22 protein-coding genes are annotated in these 25,064 nt (G+C 53.5%); 12 read left to right on the top strand and 10 right to left on the bottom strand.

Features of this window, described 5'->3' with window-relative positions; all coding sequences use genetic code 11:
• Positions 1 to 116: 116 nt before the first annotated feature.
• From topA to acnA, 6 genes are all read left to right on the top strand, one after another.
• Entirely contained in the window at positions 117 to 2,714 is a 2,598-nt protein-coding gene (gene topA, locus AC0TN7_RS08665; protein WP_024907119.1) for a type I DNA topoisomerase, read from the top strand.
• Between the two features lie 187 nt (positions 2,715 to 2,901).
• Positions 2,902 to 3,876: an HTH-type transcriptional regulator CysB gene (gene cysB / locus AC0TN7_RS08660; protein ID WP_024907120.1), complete on the top strand. Its 975-nt coding sequence runs from the start codon at positions 2,902 to 2,904 to the stop codon at positions 3,874 to 3,876.
• 338 nt (positions 3,877 to 4,214) lie between these two features.
• Positions 4,215 to 4,355, top strand: a complete 141-nt coding sequence (locus AC0TN7_RS08655) for a YmiA family putative membrane protein (protein ID WP_213327741.1) — start codon at positions 4,215 to 4,217, stop codon at positions 4,353 to 4,355.
• 2 nt (positions 4,356 to 4,357) lie between these two features.
• Positions 4,358 to 4,528, top strand: a complete 171-nt coding sequence (locus tag AC0TN7_RS08650; protein WP_048991908.1) for a hypothetical protein — start codon at positions 4,358 to 4,360, stop codon at positions 4,526 to 4,528.
• 138 nt (positions 4,529 to 4,666) lie between these two features.
• Positions 4,667 to 4,765, top strand: coding sequence for a small membrane protein YmiC (gene ymiC / locus AC0TN7_RS08645; RefSeq protein ID WP_032623144.1), 99 nt, complete (start codon positions 4,667 to 4,669; stop codon positions 4,763 to 4,765).
• A 161-nt stretch (positions 4,766 to 4,926) separates the two neighbouring features.
• The gene (gene acnA / locus AC0TN7_RS08640; protein ID WP_473702067.1) at positions 4,927 to 7,602 is read left to right on the top strand and encodes an aconitate hydratase AcnA; all 2,676 of its coding nucleotides are present in this window, start codon (positions 4,927 to 4,929) and stop codon (positions 7,600 to 7,602) included.
• Between the two features lie 35 nt (positions 7,603 to 7,637).
• Here the strand turns inward: acnA and ribA are convergent, their stop codons facing one another.
• The gene (ribA, locus tag AC0TN7_RS08635; protein WP_008501210.1) at positions 7,638 to 8,228 is read right to left on the bottom strand and encodes a GTP cyclohydrolase II; all 591 of its coding nucleotides are present in this window, start codon (positions 8,226 to 8,228) and stop codon (positions 7,638 to 7,640) included.
• A 197-nt stretch (positions 8,229 to 8,425) separates the two neighbouring features.
• Between ribA and pgpB the strand changes: the two genes are divergently transcribed.
• From pgpB to yciH, 5 genes are all read left to right on the top strand, one after another.
• The gene (pgpB, locus tag AC0TN7_RS08630; protein ID WP_473702066.1) at positions 8,426 to 9,193 is read left to right on the top strand and encodes a phosphatidylglycerophosphatase B; all 768 of its coding nucleotides are present in this window, start codon (positions 8,426 to 8,428) and stop codon (positions 9,191 to 9,193) included.
• 148 nt (positions 9,194 to 9,341) lie between these two features.
• Positions 9,342 to 9,650 (top strand): LapA family protein, encoded by a 309-nt coding sequence (locus AC0TN7_RS08625; protein ID WP_023312067.1) that lies wholly within the window; start codon positions 9,342 to 9,344, stop codon positions 9,648 to 9,650.
• 6 nt (positions 9,651 to 9,656) lie between these two features.
• The gene (lapB, locus tag AC0TN7_RS08620) at positions 9,657 to 10,826 is read left to right on the top strand and encodes a lipopolysaccharide assembly protein LapB (protein WP_023335944.1); all 1,170 of its coding nucleotides are present in this window, start codon (positions 9,657 to 9,659) and stop codon (positions 10,824 to 10,826) included.
• A 185-nt stretch (positions 10,827 to 11,011) separates the two neighbouring features.
• Positions 11,012 to 11,749 (top strand): orotidine-5'-phosphate decarboxylase, encoded by a 738-nt coding sequence (gene pyrF / locus AC0TN7_RS08615; protein WP_473702065.1) that lies wholly within the window; start codon positions 11,012 to 11,014, stop codon positions 11,747 to 11,749.
• On the top strand, positions 11,749 to 12,075 hold the full coding sequence (gene yciH / locus AC0TN7_RS08610; RefSeq protein WP_045908885.1) for a stress response translation initiation inhibitor YciH: 327 nt from the start codon (positions 11,749 to 11,751) through the stop codon (positions 12,073 to 12,075). The genes pyrF and yciH overlap by 1 nt, the downstream gene beginning before the upstream one ends.
• A 105-nt stretch (positions 12,076 to 12,180) precedes the next feature.
• On the opposite strand, the gene osmB is transcribed toward yciH, so the two are convergent.
• The 3 genes from osmB to AC0TN7_RS08595 all read right to left on the bottom strand — a co-directional run bounded on the left by osmB (position 12,181) and on the right by AC0TN7_RS08595 (position 13,641).
• The gene (gene osmB / locus AC0TN7_RS08605; RefSeq protein ID WP_008501216.1) at positions 12,181 to 12,399 is read right to left on the bottom strand and encodes an osmotically-inducible lipoprotein OsmB; all 219 of its coding nucleotides are present in this window, start codon (positions 12,397 to 12,399) and stop codon (positions 12,181 to 12,183) included.
• A 263-nt stretch (positions 12,400 to 12,662) separates the two neighbouring features.
• Positions 12,663 to 13,415: a DNA-binding transcriptional regulator YciT gene (gene yciT / locus AC0TN7_RS08600; RefSeq protein ID WP_048991911.1), complete on the bottom strand. Its 753-nt coding sequence runs from the start codon at positions 13,413 to 13,415 to the stop codon at positions 12,663 to 12,665.
• A gap of 43 nt (positions 13,416 to 13,458) precedes the next feature.
• On the bottom strand, positions 13,459 to 13,641 hold the full coding sequence (locus AC0TN7_RS08595; RefSeq protein ID WP_024907126.1) for a YciZ family protein: 183 nt from the start codon (positions 13,639 to 13,641) through the stop codon (positions 13,459 to 13,461).
• A gap of 193 nt (positions 13,642 to 13,834) precedes the next feature.
• On the opposite strand from AC0TN7_RS08595, the gene AC0TN7_RS08590 reads away from it, so the two are divergent.
• The gene (locus tag AC0TN7_RS08590) at positions 13,835 to 14,704 is read left to right on the top strand and encodes a crotonase/enoyl-CoA hydratase family protein (RefSeq protein WP_048991912.1); all 870 of its coding nucleotides are present in this window, start codon (positions 13,835 to 13,837) and stop codon (positions 14,702 to 14,704) included.
• Here the strand turns inward: AC0TN7_RS08590 and pdeR are convergent.
• From pdeR to crrC, 6 genes are all read right to left on the bottom strand, one after another.
• Entirely contained in the window at positions 14,701 to 16,692 is a 1,992-nt protein-coding gene (pdeR, locus tag AC0TN7_RS08585; protein WP_048992047.1) for a cyclic di-GMP phosphodiesterase, read from the bottom strand. The two genes, AC0TN7_RS08590 and pdeR, sit on opposite strands and share 4 nt — an antisense overlap.
• A gap of 322 nt (positions 16,693 to 17,014) precedes the next feature.
• Complete coding sequence (locus AC0TN7_RS08580; protein WP_473702064.1) at positions 17,015 to 18,949, bottom strand: exoribonuclease II; 1,935 nt, start codon at positions 18,947 to 18,949, stop codon at positions 17,015 to 17,017.
• 88 nt (positions 18,950 to 19,037) lie between these two features.
• Entirely contained in the window at positions 19,038 to 20,024 is a 987-nt protein-coding gene (locus tag AC0TN7_RS08575) for a CMD domain-containing protein (RefSeq protein WP_048991915.1), read from the bottom strand.
• 152 nt (positions 20,025 to 20,176) lie between these two features.
• The gene (gene fabI / locus AC0TN7_RS08570) at positions 20,177 to 20,965 is read right to left on the bottom strand and encodes an enoyl-ACP reductase FabI (RefSeq protein WP_003856831.1); all 789 of its coding nucleotides are present in this window, start codon (positions 20,963 to 20,965) and stop codon (positions 20,177 to 20,179) included.
• A gap of 270 nt (positions 20,966 to 21,235) precedes the next feature.
• Complete coding sequence (locus AC0TN7_RS08565) at positions 21,236 to 24,331, bottom strand: multidrug efflux RND transporter permease subunit (protein WP_473702063.1); 3,096 nt, start codon at positions 24,329 to 24,331, stop codon at positions 21,236 to 21,238.
• Positions 24,332 to 24,426: 95 nt separating this feature from the next.
• The gene (crrC, locus tag AC0TN7_RS08560) at positions 24,427 to 24,813 is read right to left on the bottom strand and encodes a colistin resistant protein CrrC (RefSeq protein ID WP_473702104.1); all 387 of its coding nucleotides are present in this window, start codon (positions 24,811 to 24,813) and stop codon (positions 24,427 to 24,429) included.
• Positions 24,814 to 25,064: the final 251 nt, after the last annotated feature.

Here is a 25,064-nt window from a genome sequence, read left to right as displayed (position 1 = left end):
AAGACAAAGGGGTTGATATCTCCTGACGCAGTCGCAATATCATTGGCTCGTCGTCAGCGGAAGGGAAATCAACGTGCGGCGTATTCCTGGAAGAATTAAATTAGGTAAAGGTGAATATGGGTAAAGCTCTCGTCATCGTTGAGTCCCCGGCAAAAGCCAAAACGATCAATAAGTATCTGGGTAATGACTACGTGGTTAAGTCCAGCGTGGGTCATATCCGCGATTTGCCGACCAGTGGCTCAGCCAGCAAAAAGAGCGCAGACTCTACCTCCACCAAAGGGGCTAAAAAGCCTAAAAAGGATGAACGTAGCGCGCTTGTCAACCGCATGGGTGTTAACCCATGGCATAACTGGGACGCACAATATGAAGTGCTGCCCGGGAAAGAAAAAGTCGTTAACGAGCTGAAGCAGCTGGCTGAAAAAGCAGACCACATCTATCTCGCAACCGACCTTGACCGCGAAGGGGAAGCCATTGCGTGGCACCTGCGGGAAGTGATTGGTGGTGATGACAAACGCTACAGTCGTGTAGTGTTTAACGAAATTACGAAGAATGCGATTCGTCAGGCGTTTGAGAAGCCGGGCGAACTGAATATTGACCGTGTAAACGCACAGCAGGCACGTCGCTTTATGGACCGCGTTGTGGGCTACATGGTTTCTCCACTGCTGTGGAAGAAGATTGCCCGTGGCCTGTCAGCAGGGCGTGTGCAATCCGTCGCCGTGCGTCTGGTCGTTGAGCGTGAGCGCGAGATTAAAGCCTTCGTGCCGGAAGAGTTCTGGGAAGTTGACGCCAATGTGACCACGCCGGGCGGTGACGCTCTGCCGCTGCAGGTCAGCCATCAGAACGATAAGCCTTTCCGTCCAGAAAACCGCGACCAGACCATGGCCGCCGTAGCGCTGCTGGAAAAAGCACGCTACCAGGTGCTGGAACGTGAAGACAAACCGACCAGCAGCAAGCCGGGTGCGCCGTTTATTACCTCAACGCTGCAACAGGCTGCAAGCACGCGTCTGGGTTACGGCGTGAAGAAGACCATGATGATGGCTCAGCGCCTGTATGAAGCGGGCTACATCACCTACATGCGTACCGACTCAACCAACCTGAGCCAGGACGCGGTCAACATGGTGCGCGGCTACATCAGCGACAACTTCGGTAAGAAATACCTGCCGGAAAGCGCTAACCAGTTCGCCAGCAAAGAGAACTCTCAGGAAGCACACGAAGCGATTCGTCCTTCTGATGTCTCTGTGTTAGCGGAATCACTGAAAGACATGGAAGCCGACGCGCAGAAGCTGTATCAGCTGATCTGGCGCCAGTTCGTGGCGTGCCAGATGACCCCGGCACAGTATGACTCCACCACGCTGACCGTTGGTGCGGGTGATTTCCGTCTCAAAGCGCGTGGCCGTATCCTGCGTTTCGACGGCTGGACGAAAGTGATGCCTGCGCTGCGTAAAGGTGATGAAGACCGAACGCTGCCGGCAGTGAACAAAGGGGATGAGCTCTCGCTGGTTGATCTCGTGCCAGCCCAGCACTTCACCAAGCCGCCTGCGCGCTTCAGTGAAGCGTCCCTGGTGAAAGAGCTGGAAAAACGCGGTATTGGCCGTCCGTCGACCTATGCGTCCATCATCTCTACGATTCAGGACCGTGGTTACGTACGCGCTGAAAACCGTCGTTTCTATGCGGAAAAAATGGGTGAGATCGTCACCGATCGTCTGGAAGCTAACTTCCGCGAGTTGATGAACTACGATTTTACCGCGCAAATGGAAGACAGCCTCGACCAGGTTGCCAGCCATCAGGCGGAATGGAAAAAGGTCCTCGACAGCTTCTTCAGCGACTTTACCGACCAGCTTGAGAAAGCGGAGAAGGATCCTGAAGAGGGTGGCATGCTGCCTAACCAGATGGTTCTGACCAGCATCGACTGCCCAACCTGTGGTCGCAAGATGGGGATCCGTACTGCCACGACGGGCGTGTTCCTTGGCTGCTCCGGCTACGCGCTGTCGCCAAAAGAGCGCTGCAAAACCACCATCAACCTGGTGCCTGAGAACGAAGTTCTCAACGTGCTGGAAGGTGACGATGCGGAAACTAACGCTCTGCGTGCCAAACGCCGCTGCAAAAAATGCGGCACGGCAATGGACAGCTACCTGATCGATCCAAAACGTAAGCTGCACGTCTGCGGTAATAACCCAACGTGTGACGGGTATGAGATCGAAGAGGGCGAGTTCCGCATTAAAGGCTATGACGGCCCGATTGTAGAGTGCGAGAAGTGTGGCTCTGAAATGCACCTGAAAATGGGGCGTTTCGGTAAGTACATGGCCTGTACCAACGACGAGTGTAAAAACACGCGTAAAATTCTGCGTAATGGTGAAGTGGCTCCGCCGAAGGAAGATCCGGTTCCGCTGCCAGAACTGCCGTGCGAGAAATCTGACGCGTACTTTGTGCTGCGTGACGGCGCTGCGGGTGTCTTCCTGGCCGCCAACACCTTCCCGAAATCGCGTGAAACGCGCGCGCCGCTGGTGGAAGAGCTGCATCGCTTCCGCGATCGTCTGCCTGAGAAACTGCGTTATCTGGCCGATGCGCCACAGCAGGATCCGGAAGGCAACAAAACCGTGGTACGGTTTAGCCGTAAAACCAAGCAGCAGTATGTTGCGGCCGAGAAAGAGGGTAAAGCGACCGGATGGTCAGCTTTCTTTGTCGATGGCAAATGGGTTGAAGGCAAGAAATAATCTTCCCTTACCGTAACTTACCTGTAAAAGGGCCGGATTTCCGGCCCTTTTTTATTGCCTTGTTATTATTTTTTGTTCCGTACTATACAGTCAGGCTATAAATGATATAGTGGTTATAGTTAACCTGTTTCTTATTATTAAATCGTCTTAAGCGATTGACCGCATGCGCTAAATCGGATGGTCTGGCATGAAATTACAGCAGCTTCGTTATATCGTTGAGGTGGTGAATCATAACCTTAACGTCTCTTCTACCGCCGAGGGGTTGTATACCTCGCAACCGGGCATCAGCAAACAAGTTCGTATGCTGGAGGATGAGTTAGGTATCCAGATATTTGCCCGCAGCGGTAAGCATCTCACTCAGGTGACGCCTGCGGGGCAGGAAATCATCCGCATTGCGCGGGAAGTCCTCTCTAAAGTCGATGCGATTAAGTCAGTGGCAGGGGAACACACCTGGCCGGATAAAGGTTCGCTGTATATTGCCACGACGCATACCCAGGCGCGCTATGCGCTTCCCGGTGTCATCAAAGGCTTTATCGAGCGTTATCCCCGCGTCTCTTTGCATATGCACCAGGGCTCGCCAACGCAAATTGCTGAAGCCGTTTCCAAGGGTAATGCAGACTTTGCCATCGCCACCGAAGCGCTTCACCTCTATGACGATCTGGTCATGCTTCCATGCTACCACTGGAACCGTTCTATTGTGGTGACCCCGGATCATCCCCTGGCGGGTAAAGGGTCGGTCTCTATCGAAGAGCTGGCCCAGTATCCATTGGTGACGTATACGTTTGGTTTTACCGGCCGCTCCGAGCTTGATACGGCCTTTAACCGGGCAGGGCTAACGCCGCGCATTGTCTTTACCGCGACGGACGCCGACGTGATTAAGACCTATGTGCGGCTTGGTCTGGGGGTGGGCGTCATTGCCAGCATGGCGGTGGATCCGGTGTCAGACCCTGACCTGGTGCGTCTTGATGCGCACGATGTTTTCAGTCATAGCACCACAAAGATTGGATTCCGTCGCAGCACCTTCCTGCGCAGCTATATGTATGATTTTATTCAGCGCTTTGCCCCTCATTTAACGCGTGATGTGGTTGATACCGCCGTTGCATTACGCTCAAATGAAGATATTGAAGAGATGTTTAAAGACATCAAACTCCCCGAAAAATAATCACACCCGGTATCTTTCCCTTAGGGAAAGATACCGAAATAACGCCTCAAAGCTAAATTAGAATTATCATCATCTACGTATCCCCTGTCATATAATGTCATTATCCATTTAGTCCGTAAGGTTATAATGTCGTGAATTGGCGACAAAAGTAGAAACTAATTTACGCCTTCGCAAATTTTTCTTTTCAATTATTTATTTCTGGTCAAAAGATTGAATATTTCATACCTCCCGGTGCGTAAATTCACTGGCTTTTCGGCTAAAGTTTCTTTAGGATTTATCTCAACAGATGATTAATTGTACCAATTGTTTGGTCCTAAATGATAAGCGATGTCGATTGTATGAGGTTAGCAATGCCTTCAGGAAGTGAAGAACCGCAAAGGGATCCTGCGCTCAAGCGTAAAGCCTGGCTGGCGGTCTTTCTCGTCTCTACCCTGTTTTGGGTGGTGGTTGCTCTCCTGGCCTGGAAATATTGGGGTTAAATATGGCAGTGACGGTACGTACAGCTTCGGTAAAACAGATGTGTCAGCATCGTGACAATGGCCACAGAGGGCGTAAAGCACCTGCGACTGTTGTACCCGCGACCTGGAAACTGACGCCGCAGCAGCAAGCGTTTATTGATGTGTTCGCAGAAGACGAACCCAAAAAACAATAATTTAGTTAATTGCGTAATGATGCAAATAGTCTGAATATCGACTCTGCACTTTTGTACTCTTTAATAAATACACATCAGCAATATAGCACTGAGGTCAAACCTCGGAACGTTTTATAAATAATGCCTGGTGTCCCTATGATGAATAACATGACGTCTCACAAATACTGGTCATGGATCGGCGTTTTTACCGTGTCGATTCTGTTCTGGAGTCAGCTCATCTGGTTGGCCCTCCACTAAATTGTAAAACCTCGCTACGGCGGGGTTTTTTGTTTTCCTGTTCTGGACCAATCCTAAATTTATCAATTTGGGTTGTTATCAAAACGTTACGACATCTTTGTGTTATCTTTAATTACGGCCCTGATGATTGTCAGGGCATCTCTGTGATTAAGGAGGAGCTTATGTCGTTAACCCTACGCGAAGCCAGTAAGGACACATTACAGGCAGAAAACAAAACCTGGCATTACTACAGCCTGCCGCTGGCTGCCAGAACGCTTGGGGACATTTCGCGTTTACCCAAGTCATTGAAAGTTTTACTGGAAAATCTATTGCGCTGGCAGGACGGTGACTCTGTCACCCTCGATGATATCCAGGCGCTGGCAGGGTGGCTTGAAAAAGCCCATGCCGACAGAGAAATCGCCTACCGCCCGGCAAGGGTGCTGATGCAGGACTTTACCGGCGTTCCTGCCGTCGTTGATTTGGCCGCGATGCGCGAAGCCGTTAAGCGTCTGGGCGGAGATACGGCAAAAGTGAATCCGCTTTCCCCCGTTGACCTCGTCATTGACCACTCCGTAACCGTCGATCGCTTTGGTGATGACGACGCCTTTGGCGAGAATGTGCGTCTGGAGATGGAGCGTAACCACGAGCGCTACGTGTTCCTGAAGTGGGGGCAGCAGGCGTTCAGCCGGTTTAGCGTGGTCCCGCCAGGTACCGGTATTTGTCACCAGGTTAACCTTGAATATCTGGGTAAAGCCGTCTGGAGCGAATTGCAGGATAAAGAGTGGGTCGCCTATCCGGACACGCTGGTGGGCACGGACTCCCATACCACCATGATCAACGGTCTGGGCGTGCTGGGCTGGGGCGTCGGGGGTATCGAAGCGGAAGCGGCCATGCTCGGCCAGCCGGTGTCCATGCTTATCCCGGATGTGGTGGGCTTCAAGCTCACCGGCAGGCTGTCTGAAGGCATTACCGCCACCGATCTGGTGCTTACCGTCACCCAGATGCTGCGTAAGCATGGTGTGGTAGGCAAGTTTGTCGAATTCTACGGGGACGGACTGGATTCACTGCCGCTGGCCGACCGCGCCACCATTGCCAATATGGCGCCGGAATACGGTGCAACCTGCGGCTTTTTCCCTATTGATGATGTGACGCTGGAATACATGCGTCTTAGCGGACGTAGCGAAGAGCAGGTCGCGCTGGTGGAAGCGTACACCAAAGCGCAGGGCATGTGGCGCAATCCGGGCGATGAGCCTGTTTTCACCAGCACGCTTGCACTCGATATGGGAAGCGTCGAAGCGAGCCTCGCAGGGCCGAAACGCCCGCAGGACAGGGTTGCGCTGAGTGACGTGCCAAAAGCCTTTGCCGCCAGCAATGCGCTGGAAGTAAACGTGGCGCAGAAGGACCATCGTCCCGTCGACTATGTTCTGAACGGACATCAGTATCAGCTTCCGGATGGTGCGGTGGTGATTGCCGCCATTACCTCGTGCACCAACACGTCCAACCCCAGCGTATTGATGGCAGCCGGTCTGCTGGCTAAAAAGGCGGTAGAGCTTGGGCTAAAACCTCAGCCATGGGTCAAGGCCTCGCTGGCACCAGGTTCCAAAGTGGTTTCGGATTACCTGGCTCAGGCCAAACTGACGCCGTACCTTGACGAGCTGGGCTTTAACCTCGTGGGCTACGGCTGTACGACCTGTATTGGTAACTCTGGTCCACTGCCTGAACCCATTGAAACGGCGATTAAGCAGGGTGACCTGACGGTAGGCGCGGTCCTGTCCGGCAACCGAAACTTTGAAGGGCGTATTCACCCGCTGGTGAAAACCAACTGGCTCGCCTCGCCGCCGCTGGTGGTCGCTTATGCCCTGGCAGGGAACATGAATATCAACCTGGTGACCGATCCGATTGGCCACGATCGCAAGAATGATCCTGTCTACCTGAAAGATATCTGGCCATCTTCGCGAGAAATCGCGCTGGCCGTTGAGAAGGTCTCTACCGAGATGTTCCGCAAAGAGTACGCGGAAGTCTTTGAAGGCACGCCGGAATGGAAAGCCATCAACGTTATTGGCTCAGATACCTATGACTGGCAGGATGACTCGACCTATATTCGTCTGTCGCCGTTCTTTGATGAGATGCAGGCCGAGCCGGCGCCGCTTAAGGATATCCACGGCGCGCGCATTCTGGCGATGCTGGGGGATTCTGTCACGACGGACCACATCTCACCGGCGGGGAGTATCAAAGCCGATAGCCCGGCGGGTCGTTATCTGCAAAGCCGGGGCGTCGAACGCCGTGATTTTAACTCCTACGGATCGCGCCGCGGTAATCATGAAGTCATGATGCGCGGAACGTTTGCCAACATCCGCATTCGTAACGAAATGGTACCGGGCGTGGAAGGAGGCATGACGCGCCATCTGCCGGGGACGGAAGTGGTGTCGATTTATGATGCGGCGGTCAAATATCAACAGGCAGGTACGCCGCTGGCGGTGATTGCCGGGAAAGAGTACGGTTCCGGCTCCAGCCGCGACTGGGCGGCGAAAGGTCCGCGTCTGCTTGGCGTTCGCGTGGTTATCGCCGAATCGTTCGAACGTATTCACCGCTCGAATCTGATCGGTATGGGGATCCTGCCGCTTGAGTTCCCGCAGGGCGTCACGCGTAAAACGCTGGGCCTGACCGGGGAAGAGCAGATTGACATTAGCGGCCTGCAAAACCTGCAGCCGGGTAAAACGGTGCCGGTAACGTTAACGCGGGCAGATGGCAAAACCGAGGTGCTGGATTGCCGGTGTCGTATTGATACGGCAACCGAGCTGACCTACTACCAGAACGACGGCATTTTACATTATGTGATTCGTAAGATGCTGGATTGATGAATGAGCCCGGCACGCGTGCCGGGCTTTTAGCATCACTCTTTCAGCAGATGGCCCATTTTGGCAGCTTTAGTATCAAGGTAGTGGGCGTTTTTCGGGTTACGGCCGACAATCAGCGGTACACGCTCGACGATGTTGATCCCCGCTTCGGTCAGGATCTCCACTTTTTTCGGGTTATTGGTCAGCAGACGAACTTCGTCCACGCCCAGCAGCTTGAACATATCGGCGCACAAGGTGAAGTCGCGTTCGTCAGCGGCGAAGCCGAGCTGATGGTTTGCTTCCACCGTATCGTAGCCCTGGTCCTGAAGCGCGTAAGCGCGGATTTTATTCAGCAGACCAATATTACGACCTTCCTGACGGTGATAAAGCAGCACGCCGCGGCCTTCTTCTGCAATATGAGACAGGGCGGCTTCCAGCTGGAAACCACAATCACAGCGCAGGCTGAACAGCGCGTCGCCGGTAAGACACTCTGAATGGACGCGGGACAGCACCGGCGTCTGCCCTGAAATATCGCCATACACCAGCGCGACATGATCCTGTCCGGTTGCCAGTTCTTCAAAACCCACCATCAGGAAATCGCCCCATGGGGTTGGCAGTTTGGCTTCTGCCACACGTTTAAGCTGCATGTGATTCTCCAGAGTAGGCTGACACGTTTCGTGCCTTTGCCCTGTTTTGCTTTCTGTATCAGTTCATTTTGCCACAAGCTCAGCAGGTTCGCCTAATAGGCACCATGCTATATGAACGTTAAACGCACGATCCGACATATCCACCCATCGAATGAATTTCAGTTATGATTGTGAGGCTTAGCGAAAAAGGAGAAGACATGCTTTCAATCGCCAGACGTACGGCAGCAGGCGCGGCCATTTTACTGATTATGCCCCTGGCCGTATGGCTCTCAGGCTGGATGTGGCAGCCGGGGCAGAATGCCACGTGGCTGAAAACGTTATACTGGATAACGGAAACGGTCACCCAGCCGTGGGGAATTATTACCCATGTCCTACTCTGCGCCTGGTTTCTGTGGTGCCTGCGCTTTCGTTTGCGTGCGGCGCTGATGCTTTTTGCGATCCTCGGAGGCGCTATCCTTGTTGGTCAGGGCGTGAAGTCCTGGGTAAAAGATCGCGTTCAGGAACCGCGTCCTTTTGTCGTCTGGCTGGAAAAAACGCATCATGTTCCGGTGGATGAGTTCTACAATTTAAAGCGTAAAGATCGCGGAACCCTGGTGAAAGAACAGCTTGCGGAACAGCAGGATATCCCGAAATTCTTGCGTAAACACTGGCAGAAAGAGACGGGATTCGCGTTTCCTTCCGGTCACACCATGTTTGCGGCCAGCTGGGCGTTACTGGGGGTGGGGCTGCTGTGGCCAAGGCGTCGAACGGTCACGCTGGTGATTTTACTGGTCTGGGCGACAGGGGTTATGGGCAGCCGCTTACTGCTGGGGATGCACTGGCCGCAGGACCTGGTCGTTGCCACGCTTATCTCATGGCTGCTGGTGACGCTGGCGACCTGGCTCGCTGAACGATTCTGCGGCCCGCTTACACCACCGCCAGAAGAGAAAGAAGAAATAGCCGAAAGGGACCAAACGGACGCCTGACGGTTGATAAACCGTATTATGCCCATAGATACATGACTGGCGCGTCACTTTTTCCGTTTCGCGCCCGTCGCTAAAATGGTAGTTTATAAGGCTGATTGCGGTGAGTTGAACACACTTTATTCGCTTGAACCACATAACGGGAAGTAATGTGAAATATTTACTCATTTTCTTACTGGTATTGGCGATTTTTGTCATTTCAGTCACGTTGGGTGCACAAAACGATCAGCAGGTGACGTTTAACTATCTGCTGGCTCAGGGTGAGTATCGCGTCTCGAGCCTGCTGGCGGTCTTATTTGCTGCCGGCTTTGCTATTGGCTGGCTGGTTTGCGGTCTGTTCTGGTTGAAAGTCCGTGTTTCTCTTGCGCGCGCTGAACGTAAAATTAAGCGACTCGAAAATAACATTGCCCCTGCGTCTGACATCCCGGAAAGCTCTGGTGTGCCGGTCGTGAAGGAATAATCGACTATGCTGGAGTTGTTGTTTCTGCTTTTGCCTGTAGCCGCAGCCTATGGCTGGTATATGGGCCGCAGAAGTGCGCAACAAACAAAACAGGATGAGGCCAACCGGCTCTCCCGCGACTACGTTGCGGGGGTGAACTTCCTCCTGAGTAATCAGCAGGACAAAGCGGTAGACCTGTTCCTCGATATGCTGAAAGAGGATACAGGGACGGTTGAAGCGCATCTCACCCTGGGTAACCTGTTCCGCTCGCGCGGCGAGGTCGATCGCGCCATTCGTATTCACCAGACCCTGATGGAAAGCGCCTCGCTGACCTACGATCAACGTCTCCTTGCGGTGCAACAGCTGGGGCGTGATTACATGGCCGCGGGGTTGTACGATCGCGCAGAAGATATGTTCGCGCAGCTGGTGGATGAAACAGATTTCCGCATCGGCGCGCTGCAGCAGCTCCTGCAGATTTATCAGGCCACCAGCGACTGGCAAAAAGCCATTGATACGGCTGAACGCCTGGTGAAGCTGGGTAAAGATAAGCAGCGCGTTGAGATAGCCCATTTCTACTGTGAGCTTGCGCTTCAGCAGATGGGTAACGACGACATGGATAAAGCCATGGCGCTGCTGAAGAAAGGCGCCGCCGCGGACCGCAACAGCGCGCGAATCTCCATCATGATGGGACGCGTCTTTATGGCGAATGGCGACTATGCCAAAGCCGTTGAAAGCCTGCTGCGGGTTATCGACCAGGATAAAGAGCTGGTCAGTGAAACGCTGGAAATGCTGCAAACCTGCTATCAACAGCTGGACAAGCAGGAAGAGTGGGTGGCATTCCTGCGTCGCTGCGTGGAAGAAAATACCGGTGCCACCGCTGAACTGATGCTCTCAGACGTTGTTGAGCAGTATGAGGGAAGCGACACCGCGCAGGTGTATATTACGCGCCAGCTGCAGCGTCATCCGACCATGCGGGTGTTCCATAAGCTGATGGATTACCACCTGAACGATGCTGAAGAAGGGCGCGCCAAAGAGAGCCTGATGGTCCTGCGCGACATGGTTGGCGAGCAGGTGCGCAGCAAGCCGCGCTATCGTTGCCAGAAGTGTGGTTTTACCGCGTATACGCTCTACTGGCACTGTCCTTCCTGCCGTGCCTGGTCCACCATCAAGCCCATTCGTGGCCTGGACGGGCAGTGATTTTTTAAAACGCCCCATTTTAGTTACAACATACTGATGGTTTTTACCGTATCCTTTACTCCGTGCGGTTTGCCGGCCTGGCAGGCGCGTAAAAGGATCCTGTCAATTTGCGGCGTCGGCAGGTAGAATGCTGGCCGTTTATCTGTTCCGCGCCGCTGCGCGCCCATAGACGAAAAGGGCTGGTCATGACGTCTGTTACACCCTCCACTTCCCGCGTAATTACGGATTCTCCTGTTGTTGTTGCGCTTGATTACAATAAGCGTGACGCTGCACTGGCGTTTGTCGACGGTATCGACCCTCGCGACTGCCGTTTGAAAGTTGGCAAAGAGATGTTCACGCTGTTTGGACCGCAAATCGTTCGCGATCTGCAACAGCGCGGCTTTGACGTTTTCCTCGACCTCAAATTCCATGATATTCCGAATACTACGGCCCACGCCGTTGCCGCAGCCGCAGAGCTGGGCGTATGGATGGTCAACGTCCATGCGTCGGGTGGGGCAAGAATGATGACCGCCGCCCGTGAGGCGCTCCTGCCGTTCGGTAAAGATGCGCCGCTGTTGATCGCAGTCACCGTGCTGACCAGTATGGACGAAAGTGATTTACGCGACCTTGGCGTGACGTTGTCACCTGTGGAACATGCCGAACGTCTCGCGCGTCTGACGCAGCAGTGTGGCCTGGATGGCGTCGTCTGCTCCGCGCAGGAAGCGGTACGTTTCAAATCAACGCTGGGCCGGGATTTTAAACTGGTCACGCCGGGGATCCGCCCTGCAGGCAGCGACGTGGGCGATCAGCGCCGCATTATGACGCCTGAGCAGGCGCTGGCGGCGGGCGTAGACTATATGGTTATCGGGCGTCCGGTGACGCAGTCTGTAAACCCGGCTGAGACGCTTAAGGCTATCAATGCATCGCTGAACAAGGGGGCGTAATGACCGATTCCAACAGCCGTCTGGTCTACTCAACCGATTCCGGGCGGATAGACGAACCGAAAGCCAAAGTGGAACGTCCTAAGGGGGACGGCATCGTTCGGATCCAGCGCCAGACCAGCGGACGTAAGGGGAAAGGGGTCTGCCTTATCTCAGGCATTGATCTGGATGATGCAGAACTGACTAAGCTGGCTGCCGAGCTGAAAAAGAAATGTGGCTGCGGCGGTGCCGTAAAGGACGGGGTTATTGAAATCCAGGGTGATAAACGTGATTTAATAAAATCACTGCTGGAAGCCAAAGGCATGAAAGTTAAACTGGCAGGCGGTTAAAATAAATGAGCCACGGCAGATGCCGTGGCTCGTGTTATATACGTGCGTATGTCAGACCTGAAATGCGTTTAAATACCGCAATATCGAGGAAGGCTTAGATAATAATTATTTGCCAACCTGGTGACCGATAATACCACCGACAGCAGCGCCACCTAATGTACCCAGCGTACTACCATCCGTTAATACTGCACCACCGAGAGCACCGGCACCGGCACCAATAGCGGTGTTACGGTCACGTTTAGACCAGTTAGAGCATGCGCTCAGGGACATTGCTACAGTGATTGCCAGAACAGCGGCGGCTAATTTTTTGCTGGTTAAGGTCATAATACTTTCTCCTGAATTATCGATTCACGGAAAGATGTACACGTTAAGTATAGACGAATCGAATACTTAATTCTGTTCTCCGTGAAAGCTGGTCGCGCAGGCGTTACGTAATCACGCAGGTGATAGTCACTTCCTGTTATATCGCTAACATTAATTTTACGACTTTAAGGCGGGTTAAACAGGTAAAAACTCTTAAAGCAGGGTTAAGAATCATCTCAGAGAAAGAAGGGCGTATGCGCCCGAAATTCGGGCGCGGAGGGAACTCAGGCGGTTGTTTTAATAATATTGACGATCAGTCCGTCATCTTCCAGTTTATTACGGTGCGCGTCGCTCAATCTTTCGTCGGTAATCACGCGGCTAAAGCGTGAAGCGGGGCCCATCGTATACGGGTGAACGGCGCCAAATTTAGAGCTGTCGGTGAGCACAATGGCTTCACACTCTTTTTCCAGCACCGCATTCACAACGTCAGAGCGCATCATATCCCGACCGGTGAAACCTGTCTCCGGTTGCCAGCCGTCAATCCCAATAAAGGCCTTGCTGAAATGAACCTGCTGGACATACTGACGGGTCAGCGGGCCTACCATGCTTTCGCTTTTTTTCTGATAAATACCCCCGAGCAGAATCACCTCGCAGCGCGTCTCTTTGAGCAAATGCGCGATATAGCTGCTGACGGTGATGATAGTAACGTCTTTTTGATCGGCAAGCGTGCGTGCCAGAAGAGCATTACTGCTGCCGTTTTCAATAAAAACGGTCTCGCCGTTGTTCACCAGGGACGCGGCAAATTCCGCCAGTTCACGTTTGAGCGCGTAGTTATTCATCATGCGCGTCTCAACGTCATCACTGTCCAGCGGGACAGCATATCCGTGCGCGCGACGCAGGTAGCTCTGTTTTTCCAGCAGATTAAGATCCTGACGGATTGTGACTTCAGACACGCCGGTGGTTTTAGCGAGATCGACTACGCTTACGCGTCCCTGATCGATGACCATCTGCAAAATGAGTTGTTGTCGGGAATTCATAGCATCCATTTAATAAAGCGAAACGAGGTCGGAGACGGTGGGGTTAAACTTCCCACGGCGCTTTTGGCTGTCTGTTTTCAGGCGCGTTGTCAGCACCATTCTGAGCAAGAAGTTCAGACTTCAGGATCTCGAGATTACGGATAGCAGAGTGATAATCGCCCGCCACCAGGATATCCAGCACGGTATCAATTCGTTGTGCTACAGCTTGTGCGTCAATAGTAGACATAATCTCACCCCAGGCGCGAAAAGTTAATATTTTCAATGATGCAGAAATTAGGATCAAAAGAGAAGGGAAAAAATGCAATAACTAAATTACATAAACGTAAGTGATAAATTTATTCCCCCTCATGCAGTGGGCTTATTGAGTGGATTAGTCTAAAACGGCGCGCAAGGCGCTTTTTTATAAGAGGAATTAGACTATGACAGTTATCAATCAGCCTACCTGCACACTGTTTACCGATACTGAACGGTTCACGCAGCTGTCAGGGTATTACGAAGCGGAGCGTCACACCGTCTGGATGATGTTGCGGGCCCAGCCACGGCCTTGTTTTAACCATGCGTTAATTGAGGAGATCATGAACTTCTCATGGCTGGTTCGCCAGTCTGGCTTTGCGGTTGATTTTTGGGTAACCGGTTCGCTGGTTCCCGATATGTACAATGTGGGCGGTGATTTACAGTTCTTCGTCGAGTGCATTCAGAACGGACGTCGGGAGGCGTTACGGGCGTACGCTCGCGCCTGCGTTGATTGCGTCCATGCGGCCTCACGGGGGTTTGATTCAGGGGCCATCTCTCTGGCGATGGTCGAAGGCAGTGCGTTAGGGGGCGGGTTTGAGGCCGCTCTGGCGCACCATTTCGTCCTGGCTCAGCGCGATGCCCGTCTGGGTTTTCCGGAGATTGCCTTCAACCTGTTTCCGGGTATGGGGGGATATTCCCTGGTTGCACGCCGTTCTGGCATGAAGCTGGCGGAGGAACTCATCTATAAAGGGGAATCCCATACGGCTGAATGGTATGAACAGCACGGGCTGGTGGATGTCCTGTTTGAACCCGGACAAAGCTATGTCTCCACCCGAACCTTCATCGATACGCTGCGGCCAAAACTGAATGGCGTAAGGGCGATGCTGCGCGCCCGTACGCGCGTTCTGCAATTGCCCCGCAGTGAACTGATGGATATTACGGAAGACTGGGTTGACGCCGCTTTCTGCCTTGAGCCGAAAGATATCGCCTACATGGAGCGTCTGGTCACGCTGCAAAACCGCCATCACGCGGCGGGATTGCGTAAAGCCAGTTAACGTTGATTTCGCGCTTGATATCGTTTTAGCCATCGCTCGAATGCGGCAGCGGGCATCGGCTTAGCAAACAGAAAACCCTGCCGTTCGTTGACGCCGTTCTTGGTGAGAAAGGCGTCTTCTTTTGCGCTTTCCACACCTTCGGCAATCACCTGCAGATTTAATGCCTGCGCCACCGCGACGATAGCGCGCACCAGAGACTGGGAAATGGACTGCTTATGAATATCCCTGACAAACGATTGATCGAGTTTAATGGCATCGATAGGGAAGCGGGCCAGTTGAGAAAGGGAAGAGTAGCCGGTGCCAAAATCATCCAGATGAATTTGCGCCCCTAGTCGGCTGAATTGCTGGATCACGGACAGCGCCAGCTCTTCGTTCTCGATAAGACAGCTTTCGGTTAATTCGACATCGACAGGGCAGTATTCAAAATTCAGATCCTTCAGCGCCTGCTTTAAGTCACTGAAAATAGTCTGGTCGGCCAGCTGGCGTGCAGAGACGTTCACCGCCACGCGCAGGTTTATTCCCTTATCACGCCATTTCGCCACCTGGCGAACCACATCGAGCATCACCCAGCGGCCCAGCGGCACAATCAACCCCGACTCCTCGGCATAAGAGATAAACTCCAGCGGCGGGATCAAACCCCGTTCTGGTGATTGCCAGCGGACCAGCGCTTCAAGGCTTCTGACTTCCCCGCGCCAGGTGATTTTCGGCTGATAGTGAATCAGGAGCTGATCGTTATCCAGCGCCTTACGCAGGTTGGTATCCAGCCAGAGATACTCAAACACGCGCTGGTTCATCTCGGGCGAGAAGACGCAGAACTTGCCCCGGCCGTTCTCTTTGGCGGTGTACATGGCGGTATCGGCGTTACGAATGACGCTTTCCCGGTCGTTGCCATGCTGAGGGGCGAGGGCGATGCCCAGGGAGCAGCCGGTATAAATCTCAATCAAACCGATGCGGAACGGCTGGCGCAGACGGGTTAAAATGCGCGATGCCATCGCCTCCAGAGAGCCCTGAGAGGTATTGGTGGCCATGACGATAAACTCATCACCGCCAAGTCGCGCCAGCACCTGTTCCTCATCCAGACAGCTCAAAATGGCGAGGGCAACGGCCTGTAACAGCTGATCGCCAAACATATGCCCGTAAGCGTCGTTGACCTTTTTAAAATTATCCAGATCGAGATACACCACGCCCACCTGCGTGTCCCCGCGGTTGGCGATGGCGTCAGAAATCAGGTCGTGGATCGCATTACGGTTTGGCAAGCCGGTGATGGTATCGGTATTGGCCAGCACGCGCAGCCGCTCCTGAGCGCGGCGCTCCTCGGTAATATCGGTACCGGAACAGATAAGGAAAATTTCATTTTTACCGCTGCCGCTGTGTACGAATTTGTTTCTGAACAGAAACAGCCGTTGCCCTTTACGCGTTTTGATCCAGCGTTCGACTTCGTATGAGCTGCCGTTGCGAAAAAAACCGGTAATATTGCGCTTTGAAGCTGCCGCTTCGCTGCGGCTCATAAACAGCTTAAAGACGTTCTGGCCAATGACTTCATGTTCTTTCAGGCCGGTGTACTCTTCGCTAAGCCGATTAAAACGCTGGATATTGCCGTGCCGATCGAGAATAACAATGACGGAGTTAGCCTCTGAGACAACCTGTTCCGCGAAAGAGAGCCCCTGAGCCAGATCGCGTGCCACGGAGGGGGTATCGTTCCAGGCAGAAGCGGTTCCGGCCCACTCGTTACGGGTAATTTTACGGCCCACAAGATGGACCGGAACATCTTCCCCGTAGAGGGAGAGCGACATTGAAATGCTGGAGGTAATAACGGTTAAATGACGGATGAGATCGGCCTGTTCATCGTCCAGCGCTACGACCTGAGTGACATCGGCATTTTCGCTGGTGGAAAGGTGCAGAGCGTTGCTGTCAGCTGACAAGCGCCACCACGGGCTGTGAGTCCCCATGTAGCGAAACAGCAAATTCGGCTCCAGATCGTCCATCATGTTTTCTCCCGCAGCTTTCATTAGCGCACAAATTATTCATTTGCAGTCGACTTTTCCGTTGAGGAACAGCGGCAAAACCGAAGTGAACTTATTGTTTTTCCCTAATTTCTTATAATAAAACGAGTCAGGCTAAAAAGGATACTGAGCGTATAAAAATTCACGTAACCGAATATAACAACACTCTTTTACTGTAGATAATTATGGCGAATTTGGGCGAAGGGAGACTGAAAATAGTAAGGAAAAATAATGATTTTGTGGCGGGGATAAACAGAAAAATTGCCGGCCTTTCCCCGAAGGAAAGGACCGACAATTGAACCGGTTATCAGGCGACAGGACGCGCGATAATACTGCGGGTTTCCATGCGAACTTCGGCGATAGTAACGTCAATCACGTCGGTGACCTTGTAAACTGTTTCACCTTTAATTTGCACGGTACCGTTTTCCTGACTACAGACCATTTCGTCACGAACCGCATGCAGGAACGGCGCAGGAATAAACGCGACAGCACCGTTATCGACCAGGCGGACGCGCATCCCCCCGCGGCTGATATCGATGATCTCTGCGGCGAAACGGGTATCCGTCCCGGCTTTATCCTGCAGGAAGCGTGCGTACAGCCAGTCTCCAACGTCACGTTCCGCCATGCGATTCAGACGGCGGCGATCGGCCATCTGCAGCGTGGTGTCCTCCTGAGGACGAGCAACGGTTTCGCCTTTGATAATCGCTTTCAGCAGACGGTGGTTAACCATATCGCCATACTTACGGATTGGCGATGTCCAGGTGGCGTATGCTTCGAGGCCAAGACCAAAGTGCGGGCCAGGCTCGGTACTGATTTCCGCGAATGACTGGAAGCGACGAATGCGGCTGTCCAGGAAGCCCGACGGCTGCGCGTCCAGTTCGCGGCGAAGCTTGCAGAAGCCCGGCAGGGTCAGCACTTCTTCCGGATCAACATGCACATCGTGATTCTTCAGCAGGGCCGCCAGCGCTTCGGTGTTCGCAGGATCAAACCCGGTGTGGACGTTGTAAATGCCAAAGCCCAGCCTGTCGCGCAACACGCGTGCGGCGCAGATGTTGGCGGAAATCATCGCTTCTTCAACAATGCGGTTCGCAATGCGTCGCGGTTCGGCCACGATATCCAGCACTTCGCCTTTCTCACCCAGAACAAAGCGATAATCCGGGCGATCTTTGAACACCAGCGCATGGGTTTGACGCCACTCGCTGCGGTTGAGACAGATGCGATGCAGCAGACGGATCTGCGCGGCAATGGCGTCTGATTCAGGTTTCCAGCTACCGGTATTTTCAAGCCAGTCGGACACGTTATCGTAGGCCAGCTTGGCTTTCGATTCGATAGTGGCAGCAAAGAACTCGATATCGTCTTCAATCGCGCCATCCGCAGCAATGGTCATGCGGCAGGCAAGGACCGGGCGCACTTCATTTGGACGCAGCGAGCAGAGATCGTCTGACAATTCGCGCGGCAGCATCGGAATGTTGAAGCCCGGCAGGTAGTTGGTGAAGGCGCGGATTTTCGCCGCGTCATCCAGCTTGCTGCCTTCAACAATCCAGGCGGTGGGATCGGCAATGGCGACGGTCAGGTGCAGTTTGCCGTCGGCGCTCTCTTCAGCGTAGAGCGCATCGTCCATATCTTCGGTGCTGGCGCTGTCGATGGTGACAAAATCCAGCGCGGTGAGATCGCGGCGCGTCAGACCTTCGTCCTGCATCTCGGTCGCTACGCCGTTCGGCGCTTCTTTTTCAAGATTGTGGCGTGCCAGCGTGACCCACCATGGCACGAAATGGTCGGCGCCAAAGGTGATGAATTGGGTCAACTCAGCATAAAAACCGCGATCGCCTTTCAGAGGATGACGGCGCATTTCCGCTACGGCCCAGTCACCTTCTTTAAAATCATGCTCAACGCCACGGGCGGCGCGGCAGGGAATGGCATCTTTCAGCAGGGGATGATCCGGCACGATAGAAAGCCGATCGTCTTTTCGCTGCACCTTACCCACAAAACGGGTCAGGAACGGTTCGATCAGTTCTTCTGGTTCAGCGGACTCGCGATCCTTCTCGGTATGAATGACGGCCATGACGCGATCGCCATGCATCACTTTCTTCATCTGCGGTGGCGGAATGAAGTAGCTTTTCTGCGCGTCAACTTCAAGGAAGCCAAAGCCCTTTTCCGTGGCTTTTACGACCCCTTCTGCACGCGGCGTCTGGGAATGCAGTTGCTGTTTAAGCTGCGCTAGCAGCGGGTTGTCCTGAAACATAATGTTCTATTTTCGTAGCCATTGAGCGGCTGACAGTTTTACGCGATTCTCACTGTCTCAGCAAGCGGTCTTTGGGTAATGAGTGTGGTTATTCCTCTTTACCAAACGCTACTTTCAGACGATTGAGCCAGCCATCAAACGCACTTTGGGTAAGCAGCGTGATGGCATATTCGCCCTGGAGTCCTTGATCCGTGAGCGGGGTAAACTGCGCGGCGCTGAAGCGGTCCGGAGAGCGGGTCAGCAGTTCGACCGCCGCCGAAAGTGCGGGTGACGTCTGCGGGATCTCTGCGCGGCTGTTTAACAGGATCTCTCCGGTCAGGTCGAGCAGCGACGGCTCATGGCAAAGCACCGGCGTCAGCGCCTCCAGCGCGGGTTCGGCCTGCCAGCGAGACAGCGACTCAAGTTGATGCGCACTCGCATAGCGCAGCTCCACGACGGGCAAAAGCGGCACCCATGCATTGTGGCTCGCGGGAAGCGTGTGCGGCTGAATATGATGCCCCGGCAACCAGCGAACAGGATGCCCCAACAGGGCCTGAAAAATCGCGACCACGCGCGCCTGAAACCCGATAAACCCGATAATCTGGTTTATCACCACGATGTCGTACGTGGACAGGCCCACCTCATCAAGCTGGTTCTGCGCTTTATCATCAATGACATCAGGAGAGCTGGCGAGCTGGCGGGCATACTGCGTAATTTGCGCCAGGCGGCGGTTGCTTTCGCGCGAGGAGTCCGGACCGGGAAGCGGGGCGAGGAGGGCGGCATAATGGTTACAGAGCCGCTGAACGCCGCAGGCCTGTGCGACCGTTAGCGCGGTACTGAGCCGATCGTAAGCGCTGAGCGTATGCAGGCGGTTCACGGGAATCGAGAGCGGAAACAGCTGGTGGCATAAGGCTCTGGCAGGGGTAAGCCAGCCAGAACAGGCGGCGACAATCTTATCAGGCAAGGCTAAATCGAGCAAAAAACGATCGTCGACGTTAGCGGCTTCGGGCACCAGGGGCAGAACATCCGTCTGCGCGTGGTTTGACTGGGTTTCGTGATACCAGTGGCCTTTGCCGGAAAAACGGCGTTGTTCCATGTGCGTTCCTTGATCTCAAAATGGCGATCAATATCCTGGCGTAAGGCAGATAAAGGGAAAAATATTGTTAGGTGATAACAAATAGCAGAACGGAATAACGAAGGGATGGTGCGGGGGGAAACTCTCTTCCCGGGCGGGAAGAGAGTCACAGCTTATTTAATTTCCAGCTCGTTCATTGCAGCGATGTTGAAGCCGCCGTCAACGTGAACCACTTCGCCGGAGATACCAGCGGAAAGGTCAGAGCACAGGAATGCTGCAGAGTTACCCACATCTTCAATGGTAACGGTACGACGAATCGGGGTAACCGCTTCGCAGTGTGCCAGCATTTTACGGAAATCTTTAATACCGGAAGCGGCCAGGGTGCGGATAGGACCTGCAGAGATGGCGTTAACGCGCACGCCTTCAGGACCCATTGCGTTCGCCATGTAGCGTACGTTCGCTTCCAGAGACGCTTTAGCCAGACCCATAACGTTGTAGTTAGGGATAGCACGTTCAGCGCCCAGGTAGGACAGGGTCAGCAGGGCTGCGCCCGGGTTCAGCATCGCGCGGCAGGATTTCGCCATCGCAACGAAGCTGTAGGAGCTGATGTCGTGCGCGATTTTGAAGCCATCACGGGTAACCGCGTTCACGTAGTCGCCGTCCAGCTGGTCGCCAGGAGCGAAGCCGATGGAGTGAACGAAACCGTCGAATTTAGGCCATGCTTTTGCCAGTTCAGCAAACATGCCGTCGATGCTTTCGTCTTGTGCAACGTCACATTCCAGAACAATGCTGGAACCCAGCTGCGCGGCAAACTCTTCAACACGGCCTTTCAGCTTGTCGTTCTGGTAGGTGAACGCCAGCTCAGCGCCTTCGCGATGCATTGCCTGTGCGATGCCGTATGCGATGGACAGTTTGCTGGCAACGCCAGTCACCAGAATGCGCTTACCGGAAAGAAAACCCATAGCTTTAATCCTTATATTCATTGCTAATTTTGCCTTGTAATTCATAGCGTTACAGGCAGTATTTCAAAATCATTCGAAATTAGCTCGAAATTATAGCCCACTCACAGCCCCTTGTGTCACGATATTTCTCGCACTTCTCCGAAGACGCCTGCCCCGAAGAATGCACCGCGGACTCGCGGGGGCTCAAAATTTCAGCATTCGTCCAGTATATCACCCGGCAACAGCTTCGCCTCATCCAACCAGAGAGGCAGCGTGATTCCACCAGGGTATTTACGCTTTCCTGATGTTGTCGACGAAACGCGCAATGACGATAAAGAAAACCGGTACGAAGAAGATCGCGAGAAGCGTACCGCTAATCATGCCGCCAAATACGCCGGTACCGATGGCATGCTGCGTACTGTCGCTCGCCCCCCTGGCCAGCATCAACGGAACAACCCCTAAGCTGAAGGCTAACGATGTCATCAGAATCGGACGCAGGCGCTGGCTGGCGGCATGAATGGTTGCCGCCAGCAGGGGCTGCCCCTGGCGATGGAGCTGCCTGGCAAATTCAACAATCAGAATGGCGTTCTTGGCCGACAGGCCGATAAGCGTAATCAGGCCGACCTTAAAGAAAACGTCATTCGTCATGCCGGCAACAAACACTGCTATCACCGCGCCGATAAGACCCAACGGAACGACCAGCATGACCGCAAAAGGAATAGACCAGCTCTCATACAGGGCGGCGAGCACCATAAACACGACCAGTATCGACAGGACAATAAGGCCCGGAAGCTGAGATTCCGATTTTCTCTCCTGCAATGCACTCCCGGCCCACTCGCCCGCCATGCCCTGAGGTAACTCTCTGGACAAACTCTCCATAACCTTCATTGCGGTGCCGCTGGATACTCCTGACGCCGCATTTCCGGTAATGCGAAGAGCAGAATAACCCTGATAGCGCGTCAACTGCTGCGGCGCAACGTTCCAGGAGATCGTCACGAACGTTGATAACGGCACCATCTCACCCATCCGGTTTTTCACTGATAGTTTCAGTATCTGCTCAGGCTGCATTCGGTAGGGCGCATCGGCCTGAATAATCACCTGTTGAACGCGGCCGTTGTTCGTATAGTCGTTGACGTAATTTGAGCCCAGGGTGACGGAGAGCGTCTGGTTGATTTCATCAAATGAGACGCCCATCGCTTCCGCTTTTTCCCGGTCAACCTGGAGCGCAAGGCTGGTTCCTTCCGGCAGACCGTCTATATAGATGTCACTCAGTTCAGGACGCTGATTGGCTTGCAGGACCAGCGCGTCGGCAGCGCGCTTTAACGCCTCGTAGCCCAGTCCTGCTCTGTCTTGCACGTACCAGGTGAACCCCGAGGAGGTGCCCATATCCGAAATGGCCGGCGGGAGCAGGCTCATCGTGACGGCATCAGTAACGTTCGCCATGCTGTCCTGTATATGGTCGGCTTCATCCTGGGCCGTCGAGCCCTGCCGGTTTTTCCAGTCCTTCAGCGTGGTGAAGGCCATAGCCGAATTCGGTCCTGAACCTGAAAATCCAAACCCCAGGATCATAATGTTGCTTTCAATATCCGGCCGGGCCGCAATTTTCTCTTCAAACTTTTTAACCACGTTAAGGGTGCGCTGCATCGTGGCATCTGAAGGCAGCTGGATTGAAGACATAAAGTAGCCCTGATCTTCGTCCGGCAGAAAGGACGACGGTAACGAAGACAAACCCAAAAACAGCGCAGCACAAAGCGCAACGTACAGGAGCAGCATACGCCCGGTTCGCTTCAGAACGGCACCCAGCCCGGCTTCGTAACAGGTGGTAAGCCTATGAAAGCGCGCATTAAACCCTGCCGCGAACCGCCCACCTCCGCTCTTTTCTCCCTGATGCGGCTTGAGTAGCGTAGCGCACAGGGCAGGCGTCAGCGTCAGGGCAAGAAACGCGGACAGCAGTATGGAGACTGCCATGGAAATACAAAATTGCCGGTAGATAATCCCGACGGATCCTTCAGCAAACCCCATGGGGATAAAGACGGCGGTCAGCACCAGCGTGATCCCGATAATCGCCGGGGTGATCTCCTGCATGGCTTGCCGGGTAGCGTCCCGTGGGGACAGACTTTTTTCCTCCATCAGTCGTTCAACGTTCTCCACAACCACAATGGCATCATCAACGATAATCCCTATCGCCAGCACCATGCCGAACATCGTCAGAATATTGATGGAGTATCCGCTCAATAACATCACCGTGAAGGTACCAAGAAGTGCGACGGGAGCAACAATCGCCGGGATAAGCGTACAGCGTATCTTGTGCAGAAACAGCAGCATAACCAGAAAGACGAGGACCATCGCTTCCACAAATGTCTGAACAACCTTCACGATAGAAAGTTTCACAAACGGCGCGGTATCGAAAGGAACCGTAAACACCATTCCGTCGGGTAACACCCGGGAAAGCTCGTCGATGCGCGCACGCACGCCTGAAGCGGTACTCATTGCATTGGCGCCTGGCGACAGCTGGATTGCCGCCGCCGTCGAGGGCACGCCATTTTCACGGATACCAAAAGCGTAGCTTTGCAGGCCGGATTCAATCCGCGCAATGTCGGATAATTTCAGGCGGGCGCCGGATGCGTTAGATTTCAGGGTGATATTCCTGAACGCCTCGACCGAGGAGAGCTGTCCCTTTACGGTGATGGGATACGTTACCCCTTGTCCTTCAGATGCGGGCTCATCTCCCGTTTTGCCGGGCGAAACCAGGGCATTTTGCTGGCCAACAGCAGTAAGCACATCGCTCACCGAAAGGCCGTAGCTGTGGAGCTTCATTGGATCCAGCCAGATACGCAGCGCTTTTTCGCCGCCAAACAGCTGGACTTTCCCTACGCCGGGCACGCGACGAAGCTCGTCACTGACGTTTCGGGCAAAATAGTCGCTTAAGTCGGCTTCCTCGAATTGACCGTTGGTGGACTTCAGCCCCACCATCATTAAAAATCCAGAATTAGCGGCCTCGACGTTAATGCCATTTTGTCTTACCGCCTGAGGAAGACGAGGCTCGACGATCTTAATCTGATTCTGTAGATCCATCTGTGCCAGCTTGATGTCCGTGCCGGGTTTAAACGTGACGGTAATCGATGCCGAGCCGGTTGTGTCACTGGATGATTCGAAATAGAGCAAATTATCGACTCCAGAGATTTCTCGCTCGATTAACGACACCACCGACGTATTCATGATATCGGGGCTGGCCCCCGGGTAACTGACGGAAATGATGATACCTGGCGGTGCCACCGCCGGATACTGCGCAACCGGCAAACGAGGAATAGACAGGAGACCCGTCAGGACGATAAACAGCGCCACTACCCAGGCGAAAATGGGACGTTCGATAAAAAAATGAGGCATTGAGTTATTTTTGTGCAAAAGAGTGAGATAGAGACTCTACCGCGCACCTGTTTAGCGGAAGTGGGCGGTTTATGGAGGCCGTGTGGATCAAGGGCTCAAATCATTCTCATAATGAGGTACAGCGGTGATCCGCCAAAAAAAATGATCAAATAACATTCGTAATAAAAGACCAGATCCTCGATATCGGGCATCGCGTTTAACAGCACGGTGAACGTAATAATGAGATAAACAAAAATCACCATCAGCCAGAAGGCGACGACAAATAGCTCAGTTAGCGCACCAGCTTTATTTTGGATGATCAGTGAGACCACCGACAACGCGATGCAGCCATAGATAATAGGGGAAGAGAGCAGCGTCGAGGAGACTTTTTCATCCACTCTGTGTACCAGCACCAGCCAGGTATAAAGTAATCCCCACGACAGCAGGAGAAACAGGGAATATATGCCCAGTTTTTTAGGAGAGAAATATTTTGAAAGTTCCATGTTCATTATTGCAGCCAACTTCATAAAATCTTTAAGAAACAGTGGTAATTTGCAGCGCGCAATGCACAACGCGTTATGCCTCAATAGCGATTTTGAACGGACATTGTCGAGTCTTTATTGACTGAATGTGTAGGCTGTGTGGAGAAATAACCGGGCATTTAAATCAACCGGGAAATTTTCGTAACTACGGCACTTTTTCCCGGAGGCTGTGTCTTATTGTGCTAAAGATATCTGATAGCGTGCTTAAAGGG

The sequence above is a fragment of the Enterobacter sp. PL_is511 genome (assembly GCF_055816065.1).
This window is presented reverse-complemented; position numbering and strand designations above follow the sequence as displayed.